A 14928-nucleotide genomic window follows, 5' to 3' on the forward strand; every position below is an offset into this window, starting at 1 on the left:
GCGCAAACGAATAATTCAGACTCCTGACATGACATCCGAGACAAAAAAACCAATTTTTGCAGCGTCGTCGGGCGCGTGGCCCATTGCCTTGGCCGGTCTGGTGTCGCTGGCAGTTGCCATGGGCATCGGCCGGTTTGCCTTCACGCCCATCCTGCCGATGATGCTCAGCGATGGTGTAGTTGACCTGCCGGGCGCCAGCTGGCTGGCCAGTGCCAATTACCTGGGCTACATGCTGGGCGCCATTTTCTGCACGTTGCAGCCCTGGCTCTGGGCACGCTTGCGCTGGCTGCCGGCGCTGGCCTTTTCGTCCCTCGTGCGCGTCGGCCTGCTGACAACCGGTGCGCTGACGCTGGCCATGGCATGGCCTTTTCCAGCGCTCTGGCCGGTGCTGCGCTTTGCCGCTGGCATGACCAGCGCGGTGGTGTTCGTCTATACCTCCGGCTGGTGCCTGTCGCGCCTGTCCCGGCTGGGCGTACCCAGCATGGGCGGCATCATCTACGCCGGCCCTGGCGCGGGCATTGTCGTCAGTGGCCTGCTGGCCAGCGGCATGGTGGCCTTGCACTGGACGGCGGCCAGCGGTTGGGTGATTCTGGGGGTACTCGCATTTGCATTGTCCGCCGCGGTATGGAAGATTTTGCGCGGTGGCGACGAGCGCCTGATGGCGCTGGCCACGCGGGGGGTCCAGGCGGCCGACCTGCCGCACGCTGCGGCGGCAAGTCATGGTCCGGGTGAAATGGCCGCACTGACGCTGGCTTATGGGCTGGCCGGTTTTGGCTACATCATCACCGCCACCTTTTTGCCGGTGATTGCCCGTGCCGCACTGCCCGGATCGGCCTGGCTGGACCTGTTCTGGCCAATCTTCGGCCTGGGTGTCATGCTGGGTGCGTTGCTGGCCACGCGCCTGCCGCACGGCGGCGACCTGCGCGTGCGACTGGCTGTTTGCTATGTGCTGCAGGCGCTGGGCATTGCTGCCAGCCTGTGGAGTCCGAGCCTGGCCGGTTTCGTCATCGGCAGCCTGTTACTGGGCATCCCCTTCACCGCCATCACCTTTTTTGCGCTGCAGGAAGTGCGGCGCCTGCGCCCGGCCACGGCATCGAGTTTCACCGGCCTGCTGACGGCGGCCTATGGTGTCGGCCAGATTGCCGGCCCCCCGCTCGTGGCGTTGCTGCTCAGGAACAGCACCACCACCGGCGAAGGCTTCACCCTGTCGCTGGAGATTGCTGCCAGTGCCTTGCTGATTGGGGCGGTCCTGTACGCCTGGATGGTGCGCGTTTATCCGGTCCTTGAAGTAACACGCTAAAATCGCATCTTCACCAGCGTGCCGTCCCGGCGCGCTGGTGTTTTCATTTTTCCGGGGCCATGTAGAGGACTACCATGTATAAAAACCTCGTTGCCACGCTCGTGGCTGCCTGTTTTGTTTCGCCTGTTTTTTCACAAGCACCCACGCCACCCAAGCCGCTGAAAATCGGGTTCGTCTATGTCACGCCGGTCACCGACGCCGGCTGGGTGCACCAGCACGACGAAGCACGCAAGGCCGTCGAGGTTGCGCTGGGCGATCAGGTCAAGACCACCTTTGTTGAAAACGTCCCAGAGGGCGCCGACGCCGAACGCGTGATCCGCGACCTGGCCCGCCAGGGCAACCAACTGATATTTACCCCCAGCTTTGGCTACATGGAGCCCACGCTCAAGGTCGCCAAAGATTTTCCCGATGTGAAGTTCGAATCCATCACCGGCTACACGACCGCGCCCAACGTGGCGGTGGCCAATGCGCGCTATTACGAAGGCCGCTACCTGGCCGGTATTGCCGCCGGCCGGCTGGCCACGAGCGCCGGTTATGTGGCGGGTTTTGCGATTCCCGAGGTGATCCAGGGCATCAATGCCTTCACGCTGGGAATGCGTTCGGTCAATCCGAAGGCCACCGTCAAGGTGGTGTGGCTGGGCGCCTGGTTTGACCCGCCGCGCGAACGCGAAGCGGCCATGACGCTGTTCAACCAGGGTGTCGAGGTGATGGCGTTTCATACCGGCTCGACCGCTGTGATGCGTGCGGCGCAAGAGCGCGGCAAGCTGGCAATTGCCTACCATTCCGACATGCGCCAGGTCGCGCCTGACGCGCAGGTGCTGGCCGTCACACACCAGTGGGGCGACTACTACACGCGCCGTGCCCAGGCCGTGCTGAGCGGCAGCTGGGAAAGCGCTGCGCTGTGGGGCGGCGTGAAGGAAGGCATGATCCGCGTCGACAGTTTCGGCCCCAAGGTGTCCCAAAAGGTGGCCGACGAAGTGCTGGCCCGTCAACGCGACATTGCCGCTGGCCGGCTGCATCCTTTCAAGGCGCGTGCGGCGCTGCTGGACAACCAGGGCCATGAAGTGCTGGCCGCCGGCAAAACGCTGAATGACGCGCAGATTTTGAACATGAATTTCCTGGTGCAGGGCGTTCAGGGCAAGTTGAACTAACCGGCACCCAGAACCATCATGAGCTACCAGATCAAGGAAATTTTCTACACCTTGCAGGGCGAGGGCAGCAACGCAGGCCGGCCCGCCGTTTTTTGCCGTTTTGCCGGTTGCAACCTGTGGTCGGGCCGCGAGCAGGACCGCGCTACGGCCGTCTGCCGGTTTTGCGACACCGACTTTGTCGGCACTGACGGCACGCTGGGCGGCAAGTTCAGGAACGCCGACGCACTGGCTGACCAGATTCAAGCCCAGTGGCCGGCCGGCGACAGCGCGCACCGTTTCGTCGTCATGACCGGTGGCGAGCCATTGCTGCAGGTTGATGCCGCGCTGATCGCGGCGCTGCATGCGCGCGGTTTCGAGATCGCAGTGGAAACCAACGGCACGATTGCCGCGCCGCCCGGCATTGACTGGATCTGCGTCAGCCCCAAGGCCGGCGCGCCGTGGATTCAGCGCGAAGGCCACGAACTGAAGGTTGTCTGGCCGCAGCCGGACCTCGACTGGGCCGAACTGGAAGCGGCAAATTTTGCCTACCGCTATCTGCAGCCGATGGATAATCTCCAGCGGCTGCGCAACACCCAGACCTGCATCCAGATTTGCCTGGACCGGCCCGTTTGGCGGCTCAGTATTCAGACCCACAAAATAACAGGCATCCGATGAACAGTATTCCTAAATCGTGCGAGATCAGCCAGTCCTTCTATTTCGACGCCGCACACACGCTGGAACGCGCGATTGAAAGCGCCAGCAGCAAGCGTATCCACGGCCATACCTACAACGCCGAGGTGTTTTTGACCGGCCAGCCCGATCCGGCCACCGGCATGTTGATCGACCTGGGGGTGGTTCGGCACGAGCTGGCAATGGTGCGCGAGCAGCTTGACCACCACCTGCTCGACGAAGTGGCGGGCCTGGGGCCGCCGACGCTGGAAAACCTGTGCCAGTTCATCTTCAGCAAGCTGCTGCCCGCGCTGCCGTCACTGACTTCGGTGCGGGTCTGGCGTGTTTCGATGGGCGATGGCTGCCGCATGACCCGGCCCCTGTAGTCGGGCAATGCCGAGGCGATGAAGCCTTGCGCTCATCGCCTCCTGTTTCCCGGCCCTGCAGTCGCCCGGGCAGTGCCAGGAGCCGGCAGGCGGTGCAGGCAGTCTGCCCGGTTTGCTGTTTTCCATGATCGTGCTCGCGACGACGGGGTGATTGAAAAGACCGTGATTTCGCAGTCCGGCAGTGCTGGTCCGGTGAAGCTTGCAAATTAATGGTCAAATGAGCCTTTTGCGCATATTGCACAAGCGCAGTAAGCTATTGAAATAATAGCAATCTGTCAGCGAACCGGCATGCCGCCACACCGCATCCAGACGCCAGCTTTTTCAGCCGACGATGCCTACAATCACCGGCAACGCAAGGAACCTTCACAATGAGCATCAAGAGCGACAAATGGATTCGCCACATGGCTGAAACCACCGGCATGATCGAGCCTTTCGAGCCGAAACAGGTGCGCGAACGCGATGGCCACAAGATCATCAGCTACGGCACGTCAAGCTATGGCTACGACATTCGCTGCGCACCCGAGTTCAAGGTCTTCACCAACATCCACAGCACCGTGGTGGACCCGAAGAACTTCGACGAAAAAAGCTTTGTCGACATGCACGGCGACAGCTGCATCATTCCGCCGAACAGCTTTGCGCTGGCCCGCACGCTCGAATATTTCCGCATCCCGCGCAATGTGCTGACCATCTGTCTGGGCAAAAGCACCTATGCGCGCTGCGGCATCATCGTCAATGTCACGCCCTTTGAGCCCGAATGGGAAGGCTACGTGACGCTGGAGTTTTCCAACACCACGCCATTGCCCGCCCGGATCTATGCCGGAGAAGGCTGCGCGCAGGTGCTGTTTTTTGAAAGCGACAAGGACGATGTCTGCGAAGTCAGCTACAAGGACCGGGGTGGCAAATACCAGGGCCAGGTCGGCGTGACGCTGCCCAAGGCGTAAAGCCCACCCACGAAAGGCAAAAAACCCATGAGAAATGACGACACCCGCTGCTGCGGAACCGGCACTTGCATGATCAATGCAGAAGGCCTGTGCTGGTGCGGCCAGCGCTGGGACGGAGAGAAAATGTGCGCACCCAGCTTGTCCAGCGTGCCCTCAGTCGAGGCAGCACCTGACGCCGCAGATGATGAAACATCGGCGGAACCCCGGACAACTGTGCATCCGCCTCGCGCATGAACCCCCTGAATGTCAAAAAACTCCTGCTGTCCAAATGGACGGCGGTGCAGCCGATGCAAAAGGACAAGCATTTTCTGGTCACCAAGGTGATTGAACCGCCGGTGGCAGGCGACAACGCGCAGTGGGTGGAAATCGAGGCGGTTTTTTCGCGCGCCACGCAGCGCGTTCTCTGGCGTGAATTGCAAAACGACGAAATCTGGAAACAGGGCTGGGTATGAACGTCGCCGACTTCACCTTGAACCTGGCGACGTGGCGTGCCCCCATGCGATTTGCCGCCATACTCATGGCCGGAATCACTGCAGGGAGCATGGCGATGGCCGTTGAAGAACCGAAGTTTGACATCCTGACGCAGGACGGCAGCTACGAAGTCCGTCGGTATGCGCCGGTCATCGTGGCCGAAACGCGGGTCGATGGCGACATGGACGCGGCATCTGGCAAGGGCTTCAGGCTGATTGCCGACTACATCTTCGGCAACAACACCCTGGCGGCCACTGGCACTGACAACGCCTCCGAAAAAATTGCCATGACCGCGCCTGTCACGCTGGTGCCGGTGGTCCGGTCAGAAAAAATTGCCATGACGGCCCCGGTCACGGCAGAACCCGTCGCCGCTGATGCTTCCATGGCGACTGCCACCCAGTGGCGCATTCAGTTTGTGATGCCAAGCCAGTATTCGCTGCAGACGCTGCCCAAACCCGTCAACCTGGCGGTCAGTTTGCGCGAGCTGCCCACCCGTACCTTTGCCGTGCTGGCTTATTCGGGTCTGAACACGGCGTCCAGGGTGCAGCAAAAAACCGATGAACTGACGACCTGGATGCGGTCGCGCCAGCTGCAGCCCGTCGGTGCGCCGCAGCTGGCGCGCTATGACCCGCCGTGGACCCTGCCCATGTGGCGGCGAAACGAGATACAGGTGGAAGTCAAAAACCCCTGAACTGCCGGCGTTCACCGGCCATTTTTCTGTAGCCTGTTTCAGGCTTGGAGCGTGTCGCTGGCCACTGCCTCGGCTTCCTGCCAGCGCACTGTTCCCCGGTAAGCATGCCAACTTGCATGCCCAAGCAGCGGACCAATCACCACCAGGCCCGCTCCCCAGGGCAGCAGCGCCATGGCGATCAGTGTGGTGATGACCAGCCCCCACAGCAGCATCACGCCAGGACTGGAAAACACCACCCGGATGCTGGTGATGGCGGCTGAAATCGCGTCAGTGTCGCGGTCCAGGATCATCGGGATCGACACCACGGCAGTCGAAAACACCAGCGCCGCAAACATTCCGCCCACCACCAGGTAAACGGCGACAAATTCCCGGTTGTCGGGGTTGAACACGGCATTCAGCACACCGCTGGTCGACGGCATGCCGGTGTTGAAAAACACCGCGAACACCACCAGCGACGCCCGGCCCCACAGCAGCTCCAGCACGATCAGCACCAGAATCAGCATGCCCATGCTGCGAATATGGCTGTCCCAGCAGGTCAGCGATGCGCCGAGTTCGGGCGTGAGGCCCTGCTCGCGGCGGCGGCTGACTTCATACAGCCCCAGCGCCAAAAAGGGGCCGACCAGCAGGCAGCCCGAGGCAATCGTCAGTGTGTATTCAGGCTTGGCGCGAAACACGGCGCCGAGCGTAACCGCCATGAGCCAGAAGCACAGGCCGTAAAACAGGCCGATGCCAGGGTGTGCTTTCAGATCGCGCCATCCGGCGGCCAGCCAGGCAAAGGGCGCGCCCTGGCCAAGCGGTTGCATGATGGCTTGTGGCCCGACCGGGGGCGGCGGCACATACGGCGTGGCCATGACCGGCAGATCGTCGCGCAAAGGCGGGGCTGGGGGCCCAAGGGCTGCAGGCGGCTGGCTGGCGTCGTCGCGCGAAGGGGGTGAGGTCATGCGGGCTTTGGTTGAAAAGGCAGGTCGGCCGTCAGCCTAACCAGTTCTCAAGGCACTGACCAGCAGGAAAGTACCCAAGGTCAAACATCGGCACCTGGACTTTGGCCCTTTCATCGGGCAACGATGTGAAAAACCCCCATGAAATTTTCCATTGAGAGAACGCCAAAAACAGGAAAATCGGGTTTCTGGCGGCTTGGCGCTGTGCGACTTTTTATAGGCAGGCAAATGCAGCACGATGCTTCGAGGCGGGCCTTGCGCCTTGACGCGGGGATGGGCGCTGCGCAGTCGGCGCAGGGTGTCCGGGGAATCCATCAAACAGAGCAATTGACAAAGGCTGCACGCCGCTGCCGTTGCCGCCTTGCCGTTCAATTTGCTTGAGCAAGCCCTGCATTTCCCCGCATGGCTGGGGCTGTCGGTTACCCGATAATCCTGCGCAAAGGATTCTCGCCCATGCTGTTTTTACTGTCCCCCGCCAAAGCCCTCGATTACGACACGCCCTCTGGCCATGTGCCGCACAGCCAGCCGCTGTTCACCCGCCAGGCGACCGAGTTGATCAGCGTCATGCGCGCCAAGTCGCCGCAGGAAATCGCCACCTTGATGAAGCTCTCGGATGCGCTGTCCGGGCTGAATGCGGCGCGCTACGAAGCATGGTCGCCCAAGTTCACCGCCAGCAACTCGAAGCAGGCGGCGCTCGCCTTCAATGGCGATGTGTATAACGGGCTGGACGCCAAAACCCTGGGCGAAACGCAACTGGAATGGGCACAGCAGCACCTGTGCATTTTGAGCGGTTTGTACGGTGTGCTGCGGCCTTTGGACTGGATGCAGCCTTACCGGCTGGAAATGGGCACTGCGCTGGTGACCGCGCAGGGCAAGAACCTGTACCAGTTCTGGGGCACGCAGATTGCCGACTACCTGAATGAACGCGCGGCTACCGAGCTGTCGCCGGTGATCGTGAATCTGGCCAGCGAGGAGTATTTCAAGGCGGTCAGCCGCAAAGTGCTGAAGGCGCGCGTCGTGACCTGCGTGTTCGAGGAATGGCGCGGCGACCGTTACAAGATCATCAGTTTCATGGCCAAGCGCGCTCGTGGTTTGATGGTGCGCTACGCTATTGAAAACAAGCTCGCCACGGTGGAAAAGCTCAAGGGTTTTGCAGTGGACGGCTATGGCTTTGACGCTGGCGCGTCGGCTGTGGACCGGCTGGTGTTCAGGCGCGGGCAGGGTGCTTGAGTGGGTGCTGAATGACAAAGCTTTTCATTTCAGATCCAGCCGGAAATCGAGATGATCTGTTTTTTTCTTTGTCATTGCGGATTTGGTCTGCAATTCATGGCCCCGCTGGGGAGAGGTCATGGATCCCGGGTCAAGCCCGGGATGACAGAAGAGAGGGGATGACAAAAGTGCGCGGGGATGAGACAAGAGGCAGGGATGAGACAAGGGCGGGGACGACGGAGCATGGGCGGGGATGACGTATTTTTCTTTGTCATTGCGGACTTGATCCGCAATCCATGGCCCCATGTTCGGTGACTGTGCACAGAGAAATGCATGGATCCCGGGTCAAGCCCGGGATGACAGAAGAGAGGGGATGACAAAAGAGCGCGGGGATGACACAAGAGGCGGGGATGACACAAGAGGCAGGGATGAGACAAGGGCAGGGACGACAGAGCACGGGCTGGGATGACGTATTTTTCTTTGTCATTGCGGACTTGATCCGCAATCCATGGCCCCATGTTCGGTGACTGCGCACAGAGAAATGCATGGATCCCGGGTCAAGCCCGGGATGACAGAAGAGAGAGAGGATGACAGAAGAGCGGGAATAACATCGCTGGCGTCACAATAAAAGTGATCAAATAACCATTAAGCGCAATACCCATATGTACAAGAAGCTATGAAAATAAGAGCAAATGGCATTGACCTTGAAGTCGAGGACAGCGGCACGGCTTTCGATGCACAGGGCCGGCCGCGTCCGGTCGTGCTGCTCATCATGGGCCTGGGCATGCAATTGATTGCCTGGCCGCCAGCCTTGGTGCAGGCCTTGCTTGACGCGGGCTACCGGGTGGTGCGTTTTGACAACCGCGACGCCGGGCTGAGCCAGCATCTGGATGCGCTGGGCAAGCCCGGCGTGCTGTGGGCCGGCCTGAAATACCGGCTGGGCTGGCGTATCAGGCCGCCCTACAGTCTGCTCGACATGGCGCAGGACGCGCTCGGCGTGCTCGATGCGCTGGGCATCGACCGGGCGCATGTGGTCGGCGCGAGCATGGGCGGCATGGTTGCCCAGCGCCTGGCGCTCTTGGTGCCCGCACGCGTGTTGAGTCTTGCCAGCGTCATGAGTTCGAGCAGCGCACGGGGCCTGCCCGGGCCTTCCCCAGAGGTCACCCGCGTGCTGATGAGCCGGCCTGCGGGCAAAGGACTGGACGCGGCCATCGACCATTCGGTGCGTGTCTTCAAGGCGATTGCCAGCCCCGGCTTTCCAATGAGCGACGCCGAGTGGCGAGCCCTTGTGGGCACGGCGGCCCGGCGCAGCCTGCACCCGGACGGCATCTTGCGGCAAATGGTCGCCGTGCTGGCCGATCGCAGCCGCGCCGATGAACTTGCCAGACTGATAAATATTCCGACGCTGGTGGTCCACGGCAAGGCCGACCCGCTGGTGCCGTTCGCCTGCGCCGAAGACACCGCCCGCCGCATTCCGGGTGCGCACCTGGCCGGCATCGACGGCATGGGCCATGACCTGCCGCCCGGCGTGGTCGAGCGCCTGCTGGCCTTGCTGATTCCGCACCTTGTTGCGGCCAACCCGACAACCCCTGCATTCCAACATGAACCTTCCTGAACATTCCGAACTGGGTAAATCGTCTGCCTATGTGGACCAGTACGACGCGTCGCTGCTGTTTCCGATTCCGCGCCTGGCCAAGCGCGAAGAAATTGGCGTAGGCGCCGCGCCGCCGTTTTTCGGCGCCGACCTGTGGACTGCGTTCGAGCTGAGCTGGCTGAACCTGCGCGGCAAGCCGCAGCTGGCGCTGGCGCATTTCACCGTGCCCTGCGAGACGCCGAATATTGTCGAGAGCAAGTCCTTCAAGCTCTACCTGAACAGTTTGAACAACACCCGGTTTGCCGACGCCGCCGCCGTACAGGCGCGGCTGCGCGCCGACATCAGCGAAGCCGCCTGGCGCGGCGCGCCCCATGCCGCAACAGTGGGCGTGCGGCTGCTGCTGCCCGAGCTGTTTGACCGGGAACCGGTGCATGAACTTGACGGCCTGAGTTTGGACCGGCTGGACGTGGAATGCAGCCGTTACACACCCGCCCCCGAGCTGCTGACCGCTGTGTTTGACGAGCCACCAGTGACCGAGGTGCTGACCAGCAATTTGCTCAAAAGCAACTGCCTGGTGACCGGCCAGCCCGACTGGGGCAGCGTGCGCATCAGCTACAGCGGCCCGCAGATCAACCAGGAAGGGCTGCTGCAGTACATCGTGAGCTTTCGCAACCACAACGAATTCCATGAACAATGCGTCGAGCGCATCTTCATGGACGTGTGGACGCGCTGCAAGCCTGTGAAGCTGACGGTGTATGCGCGCTATACCCGGCGCGGCGGGCTCGACATCAACCCGTTTCGCACCAGCCATCCCCAGGCGATGCCGCCGAATGTGCGTACGGCCCGGCAGTAACTGCTGTCAATAAAATCGTTTTTTTCCTGTCGGTTTCGCATGGCCTGCTTTTTCTGGTGTGTGCGGCATTCATCGATGGGTGGGTTGTCCGGGCCAGTTTTTACGGTTTGTGCCCGTCCAATCGGGTCGCTTTGCACGCGTTGCTGCCAAAACCTGACAGCACTGGATACCGTGTTTTTCGCACCACATGGTGACGCGAGCGGCCCGTCTCAATTGCGCTGATGCGAACAGTTTTGTAGGACGAAACGCTTTCGTCGGCTTTATTTGAATCCAAGCTGCAACTGCGCGAGTACAACTCATCACTGCAGCAACCGCTGTAGCGTACTCAAATAGGAGAATCACCATGAAAATGAAAATTGGGCACATTGCTCAGGCGTGCCTGTTATTGGTTGCTGCCGGTAGCGCCATGGCGTCAAGCCACCGCGAAGCGCCGTTTATCACCACCGCTCCAAAGGTCGATGGCACCGATTTCTACATGTTCAACAGCTACGAGGCAGGCAAGGCCAGCAACGTGACGCTGATCGCCAACTACCTGCCGCTGCAAGACGCTTACGGCGGCCCCAACTATTTTTCACTCGATTCGAATGCGCTGTATGAAATCCACGTCGACAACAATGGCGATGGCAAGGAAGACCTGACGTTCCAGTTCAAGTTCAAGAACGAACTGGCCAACAACGGCAACGGCATCACGCTGCCTATCGGCGGCAAGAATGTTGCCATTCCCCTGCGCCAGGCCGGTGCTGTGACCAATTCACCCAACGCGCCGCTGAGCTACACCGAAAGCTTCACGCTGGACGTGGTGCGTGGTGACCGCCGCAGTGGCAGCCGCGAGTCTGTCAAGACCGCCGGCGGTGGCACCACCTTTGGCAAGCCGATCGACTACATCGGCACCAAGACCTTCCCCAACAACAGCTACGAAGGGTATGCCAACTCCTACATCCAGACCATCAACATTCCTGGCTGCGCATTGCCCGGCAAGGTGTTCGTCGGCCAGCGCAAGGAAGCCTTCTCGGTCAACCTGGGCGTGATTTTCGACCTGGTGAACGCACCAGCCTCCTTCATCACCAACGAGGCCAATGCTTCGGCTGGCGGCAAGTTCGGCGAGATGGCAGACAAGAACGTCACCTCGCTGGCGCTTGAAATTCCGGCCAGTTGCCTGACGCAAGGCAACGAAAAAGTCATCGGCGGCTGGACCACGGCCAGCCTGCGCCAGGGTCGTCTGCTGAACGGTGCGACGATGTCCGGTCTGCAAGCGAGCGAAAAAGCCGGAGGCGCCTGGACACAGGTGTCGCGTCTGGGCATGCCGCTGGTCAACGAGGTGGTGATCGGCCTGAAGGACAAGGACAAGTTCAACGGCAGCAAGCCGCTCAACGACGCTGCGAACTTTGCGGATTACGTGACCAACCCGACGCTGCCGGCGCTGATCGAAAGCCTGTTTGGTGCCAAGGCACCGACCAACTTCCCGCGTACCGACCTGATGACCGCTTTCCTGACCGGCTTGCCTACGGTTAACCGTCCAGCCAACATCACTGGCCTGGGCGTGGGTGGTCCGCTGACCGAGATGCTGCGCCTGAACACCGGCATCGCGGCCACTCCGGCCGCTTCGCAGAACTCCCTGGGTGTGGCGGCAGGCGATAACGCAGGTTTCCCGAACGGTCGCCGTCTGGGTGACGACGTGGTCGACGTGTCGCTGCGTGTGGCCATGGGTGCGCTGTGCGTGCTGACGGGCAATAACGACGCGTTAAAGGTGGGCTGCAAGCCTGCTGATGCACCCGCCGGCGGCGTGGCCTTTGTGGACGGCGTGCGTGCCAGCGCAACCGACTTCCAGCAGGTATTCCCTTACCTGAACACTCCGCTGCCAGGTGCCAAGTAAACACCGCAACTGAAAAGGAAACATCATGTTGAAGCTGAATTTAAAACTGATGGCGGGCGCTGCACTGTCTGCCGCGCTGCTCGCCGGCTGCGGTGGCAGTGGGGGTGGCTATGACGCCGGTGCTCAGCCGCCCGGACCGGTTGCCCAGACCATCACCGACGTGGTGGGGTTCATCCAGAACCTGATCGCCAGCAATGGCGAGAATACCGTGCCGGTCGACATCAACCCGCTGACACTGGCGGTTGACAACAACGCCGATCCGGCACCCGTGCAGTAACCGCAAGGGGTGACGTGGCCCGGCAGTCGAGATACCTCGATTGCCGGGCCATTTTTTCGTAATTTTTCAGGTTGATGGCAGCGCCCCGGCTTGTAGGCCGACGTGCCGCACCTGATGGCCGCTCCGATGAAAGCACTCAAGATGCACCGTTTTTCCAAACTGATAGCGCTGGCAGGTCTGCTGCTGGCGGTACAGCTCAATGCCGTGGCGGCGACTGCCGTGCAGCCCGCACGGGACGATGAAGTTCTGGAAGTCCTGCCGGCCATAACCCGCAACCGCCCGGCGCAAACAACCACAGCGTCGGCAACCAGCGTGCCGGCCAGTGATCCGGCAGCGGCTGCGGCGCAGGCCCGGGAAGACATTGGCGTGGCCCGGCAAACCGGCGACACCCGGTATTGGGGCCGCGCCCAGGCTATTTTGGCCCCGTGGTGGGACCGGCCTGACGCACCCGCCGATCTGGCTGTTTTGCAGGCCACGGTGCAGCAGGGCCGACACGAATTTGCAGCGTCGCGAAAGGTGCTCACGGCAGCACTGGCGCGCACGCCCGGCCATGCGCAGGGCTGGCTGAACCTGGCGTCGCTGGAACGCCTGTCGTCCCGTTACGCCGAGTCGCTGGCCGCCTGCGATGCGGTGGAACGCGCCGGTCAGGCGCTGTACGCCCAGGCCTGCCGCCTGGAAACCAGATCGCTGCAGGGCCAGAACCCGAAGGCGGGGCAGGATTTTCAGGCATTGATTGACCGGGCAGCCAACGCCAGCCAGCGCAGCTGGTTGTTGTCACTGCAAGCGGAAAGCGACGAACGCGCGGGGCGGGATGTAGCAGCCGCCGACGCCTACACCCGCAGCCTGGCAGCCGAACACGACCTTTACACCGCCATCGCCTACAGCGATCTGCTGCTGCGCACCGGCAAGACGGCCCAGGCGCTCAAGCTGCTCACGCCGTTGCCAGAAACCGATGCCGTCGTGCTTCGCCAGGCCACCGCCTGGAAGCGTCTGGGGGATGCACGCTGGACGGCCGGGCGCCAAGTGCTGCAGTCGCGCATGGACGAGCTGGCGCGGCGCGGCGACGACACGACGCTGCATGGGCGCGAACTGGCGCTGGCCGCTTTGTGGCTGGATGGCGATGCAGCCAGTGCGCTGCCATTGGCCAGGCGCAATCTTCAGCTGCAGCGCGAGCCGCTGGACTGGTGGGTCGCGCTGCAAAGCGCCAGGCAGGCCAATGACCAGCAAGCGATGGCAGAAATTGGCAGCGCCATTCAGGCGGCCGGTTTGCATGATGTGCGGCTGGCGGCCATCGCCGCCACGGCCAAGGCTGCGAAATGATGCGGGCGCTGCTTCGCCCCCTGATGCAAACCGGCTGGTTGCTGGTGTTGGCGATGGGTCTGGCCTGGAGTCCCGCACAGGCGCACAAGGGCAGTGATGCTTACCTTGAGGTGCAGCAATCTGACGCCACAGGTGCCGAAAGCGCTGGAACGCTGCGCGACCTGAGGTTTGTGCTGGCGGTGGCGATTCGGGACCTGGACCTGGTCGTGCCGATGGATGGGAACGCTGACGGCCGCGTGACCTGGGGCGAAGTCAAGGCCGCCACGCCACAAGCGCTGGCTTTGTTCAACCAGCAGGCCCGGCTTGACGTGCCCGCTGGCGCGCCGGGTGCCTGCCGCCTCGATTGGCAAACCGACGGCCTGGAACGCCGCAGCGACGGGGTTTATCTGCGCGCTACAGCAACCGCCCGCTGCCCGGTCGGCCAAGACCTGCGTTTCAGTTACTTGCTGCTGAAGGATCAGGATTCGACCCATCGCCTTCTGGTGGCCGGCCGCATTGGCGGCAAGGACCTGCTCAGCACCATGTCGCCGCAGCAGGGCAGCCTGTTGCTGAGTCCCGGCGTGACCGATGCCGCCATGGCAGGCACGGGTGCGCAGGCACAAAGCGCCGGCGCTTCCAACCGCTGGTCGGCGCTGCGCGACTATTTCAGCTTGGGCGTTCACCATTTGCTGCAGGGTTACGACCACCTGGCTTTCCTGCTGGCGCTGGTACTGCCGCTGCAACTGAGTTTGCGGCGAAGCCCCTCCGCCGCACTGCTGCGCGGGCATCCTGAAATCGGGGCTGCTGCCTATGCCAGCCGTGCCACCTGGATGACGTTGCTACGCACCGTGACGGCTTTCACGGTGGGCCATTCGATCACCCTGATACTGGCGACGTTTGGCTTGACGCAGGCTTCGCCGCTGTGGGTGGAGCCGGCGATCGCGCTGTCGATTGTGGTGACCGCACTGCTCAACCTGCGACCGGTGAAATGGGTCCGCTTTGACGTGCTGGCATTGCTGTTTGGCATGGTCCACGGCTTTGGTTTTGCCGGCCTGCTGCTCGAAGCCGCCGCGCCCGGCGGGCTGCTGCCCTGGGCGCTGGCCGGGTTCAACCTGGGCGTCGAGGCCGGCCAGCTGATGGCCGTGCTGGGCTGGGTGCTGGTGTCGCAGGCACTGGTGGGCCGGTCGTGGTACGCCAATGTGGTGGTGCGCGGCGGATCGGTGCTGCTGGTGCTGCTGGCCAGCTGGTGGTTCTGGCAGCGGGTCGGTTGATTGATGCAAGCAGCTATTGAATCAAT

The 14928-nt window shown here is 62.2% G+C and carries 15 protein-coding genes; 14 read left to right on the plus strand and 1 reads right to left on the minus strand.

Annotated features, from left to right (window positions below):
* Nucleotides 1–28: 28 nt before the first annotated feature.
* The 7 genes from H4V98_RS07115 (at nucleotide 29) to H4V98_RS07145 (ending at nucleotide 5588) form a co-directional block, all read left to right on the plus strand.
* A complete protein-coding gene (locus tag H4V98_RS07115; RefSeq protein WP_196861588.1) occupies nucleotides 29–1300 on the plus strand; it encodes a YbfB/YjiJ family MFS transporter in 1272 nt (423 codons plus the stop codon).
* A gap of 74 nt (nucleotides 1301–1374) precedes the next feature.
* Complete coding sequence (locus H4V98_RS07120; protein ID WP_196861589.1) at nucleotides 1375–2451, plus strand: BMP family ABC transporter substrate-binding protein; 1077 nt, start codon at nucleotides 1375–1377, stop codon at nucleotides 2449–2451.
* Between the two features lie 18 nt (nucleotides 2452–2469).
* Nucleotides 2470–3105, plus strand: coding sequence for a 7-carboxy-7-deazaguanine synthase (gene queE / locus H4V98_RS07125; protein WP_196861590.1), 636 nt, complete (start codon nucleotides 2470–2472; stop codon nucleotides 3103–3105).
* The gene (locus H4V98_RS07130) at nucleotides 3102–3485 is read left to right on the plus strand and encodes a 6-carboxytetrahydropterin synthase (RefSeq protein ID WP_196861591.1); all 384 of its coding nucleotides are present in this window, start codon (nucleotides 3102–3104) and stop codon (nucleotides 3483–3485) included. The genes queE and H4V98_RS07130 overlap by 4 nt, the downstream gene beginning before the upstream one ends.
* Before the next feature lie 368 nt (nucleotides 3486–3853).
* Nucleotides 3854–4426, plus strand: a complete 573-nt coding sequence (gene dcd / locus H4V98_RS07135) for a dCTP deaminase (RefSeq protein ID WP_029523828.1) — start codon at nucleotides 3854–3856, stop codon at nucleotides 4424–4426.
* Between the two features lie 230 nt (nucleotides 4427–4656).
* Nucleotides 4657–4878, plus strand: coding sequence for a TIGR02450 family Trp-rich protein (locus tag H4V98_RS07140; protein ID WP_196861592.1), 222 nt, complete (start codon nucleotides 4657–4659; stop codon nucleotides 4876–4878).
* Nucleotides 4875–5588 (plus strand): heme-binding protein, encoded by a 714-nt coding sequence (locus H4V98_RS07145; protein ID WP_280757364.1) that lies wholly within the window; start codon nucleotides 4875–4877, stop codon nucleotides 5586–5588. The genes H4V98_RS07140 and H4V98_RS07145 overlap by 4 nt, the downstream gene beginning before the upstream one ends.
* 38 nt (nucleotides 5589–5626) lie before the next feature.
* On the opposite strand, the gene H4V98_RS07150 is transcribed toward H4V98_RS07145, so the two are convergent.
* Nucleotides 5627–6391 (minus strand): DUF2189 domain-containing protein, encoded by a 765-nt coding sequence (locus tag H4V98_RS07150; RefSeq protein WP_231374433.1) that lies wholly within the window; start codon nucleotides 6389–6391, stop codon nucleotides 5627–5629.
* A 588-nt stretch (nucleotides 6392–6979) separates the two neighbouring features.
* Between H4V98_RS07150 and yaaA the strand changes: the two genes are divergently transcribed.
* The 7 genes from yaaA (at nucleotide 6980) to H4V98_RS07185 (ending at nucleotide 14902) form a co-directional block, all read left to right on the plus strand.
* Nucleotides 6980–7756 (plus strand): peroxide stress protein YaaA, encoded by a 777-nt coding sequence (gene yaaA / locus H4V98_RS07155; protein WP_280757365.1) that lies wholly within the window; start codon nucleotides 6980–6982, stop codon nucleotides 7754–7756.
* Between the two features lie 655 nt (nucleotides 7757–8411).
* The gene (locus H4V98_RS07160) at nucleotides 8412–9350 is read left to right on the plus strand and encodes an alpha/beta hydrolase (RefSeq protein WP_196861595.1); all 939 of its coding nucleotides are present in this window, start codon (nucleotides 8412–8414) and stop codon (nucleotides 9348–9350) included.
* The gene (gene queF, locus H4V98_RS07165) at nucleotides 9337–10182 is read left to right on the plus strand and encodes an NADPH-dependent 7-cyano-7-deazaguanine reductase QueF (protein ID WP_196861596.1); all 846 of its coding nucleotides are present in this window, start codon (nucleotides 9337–9339) and stop codon (nucleotides 10180–10182) included. The genes H4V98_RS07160 and queF overlap by 14 nt, the downstream gene beginning before the upstream one ends.
* A gap of 343 nt (nucleotides 10183–10525) precedes the next feature.
* Nucleotides 10526–12055 carry a DUF4331 domain-containing protein gene (locus tag H4V98_RS07170; RefSeq protein WP_196861597.1) on the plus strand — a complete coding sequence of 510 codons (1530 nt, stop codon included), beginning with the start codon at nucleotides 10526–10528 and terminating at the stop codon, nucleotides 12053–12055.
* A gap of 25 nt (nucleotides 12056–12080) precedes the next feature.
* Complete coding sequence (locus H4V98_RS07175; RefSeq protein WP_196861598.1) at nucleotides 12081–12332, plus strand: hypothetical protein; 252 nt, start codon at nucleotides 12081–12083, stop codon at nucleotides 12330–12332.
* 126 nt (nucleotides 12333–12458) lie between these two features.
* The gene (locus H4V98_RS07180) at nucleotides 12459–13652 is read left to right on the plus strand and encodes a hypothetical protein (protein ID WP_196861599.1); all 1194 of its coding nucleotides are present in this window, start codon (nucleotides 12459–12461) and stop codon (nucleotides 13650–13652) included.
* Complete coding sequence (locus tag H4V98_RS07185) at nucleotides 13649–14902, plus strand: HupE/UreJ family protein (RefSeq protein ID WP_280757366.1); 1254 nt, start codon at nucleotides 13649–13651, stop codon at nucleotides 14900–14902. Before H4V98_RS07180 ends, H4V98_RS07185 begins: the two co-directional genes overlap by 4 nt.
* The last annotated feature ends 26 nt before the right edge of the window (nucleotides 14903–14928 follow it).

Source organism: Polaromonas sp. CG_23.6 (genome assembly GCF_029892315.1).
GTDB lineage: Bacteria > Pseudomonadota > Gammaproteobacteria > Burkholderiales > Burkholderiaceae_C > Polaromonas.

Excerpts from the sequence above, each read along its gene's own strand:
- queF (WP_196861596.1), top strand. The coding sequence starts at position 9,337 with ATGAACCTTCCTGAACATTCCGAACTGGGTAAATCGTCTGCCTATGTG.
- dcd (WP_029523828.1), top strand. The coding sequence starts at position 3,854 with ATGAGCATCAAGAGCGACAAATGGATTCGCCACATGGCTGAAACCACC.
- H4V98_RS07185 (WP_280757366.1), top strand. The coding sequence starts at position 13,649 with ATGATGCGGGCGCTGCTTCGCCCCCTGATGCAAACCGGCTGGTTGCTG.
- H4V98_RS07175 (WP_196861598.1), top strand. The coding sequence starts at position 12,081 with ATGTTGAAGCTGAATTTAAAACTGATGGCGGGCGCTGCACTGTCTGCC.
- H4V98_RS07130 (WP_196861591.1), top strand. The coding sequence starts at position 3,102 with ATGAACAGTATTCCTAAATCGTGCGAGATCAGCCAGTCCTTCTATTTC.
- H4V98_RS07150 (WP_231374433.1), bottom strand. The coding sequence starts at position 6,391 with ATGCAACCGCTTGGCCAGGGCGCGCCCTTTGCCTGGCTGGCCGCCGGA.
- H4V98_RS07115 (WP_196861588.1), top strand. The coding sequence starts at position 29 with ATGACATCCGAGACAAAAAAACCAATTTTTGCAGCGTCGTCGGGCGCG.
- H4V98_RS07145 (WP_280757364.1), top strand. The coding sequence starts at position 4,875 with ATGAACGTCGCCGACTTCACCTTGAACCTGGCGACGTGGCGTGCCCCC.
- queE (WP_196861590.1), top strand. The coding sequence starts at position 2,470 with ATGAGCTACCAGATCAAGGAAATTTTCTACACCTTGCAGGGCGAGGGC.
- H4V98_RS07170 (WP_196861597.1), top strand. The coding sequence starts at position 10,526 with ATGAAAATGAAAATTGGGCACATTGCTCAGGCGTGCCTGTTATTGGTT.
- H4V98_RS07140 (WP_196861592.1), top strand. The coding sequence starts at position 4,657 with ATGAACCCCCTGAATGTCAAAAAACTCCTGCTGTCCAAATGGACGGCG.
- H4V98_RS07160 (WP_196861595.1), top strand. The coding sequence starts at position 8,412 with ATGAAAATAAGAGCAAATGGCATTGACCTTGAAGTCGAGGACAGCGGC.
- H4V98_RS07180 (WP_196861599.1), top strand. The coding sequence starts at position 12,459 with ATGAAAGCACTCAAGATGCACCGTTTTTCCAAACTGATAGCGCTGGCA.
- yaaA (WP_280757365.1), top strand. The coding sequence starts at position 6,980 with ATGCTGTTTTTACTGTCCCCCGCCAAAGCCCTCGATTACGACACGCCC.
- H4V98_RS07120 (WP_196861589.1), top strand. The coding sequence starts at position 1,375 with ATGTATAAAAACCTCGTTGCCACGCTCGTGGCTGCCTGTTTTGTTTCG.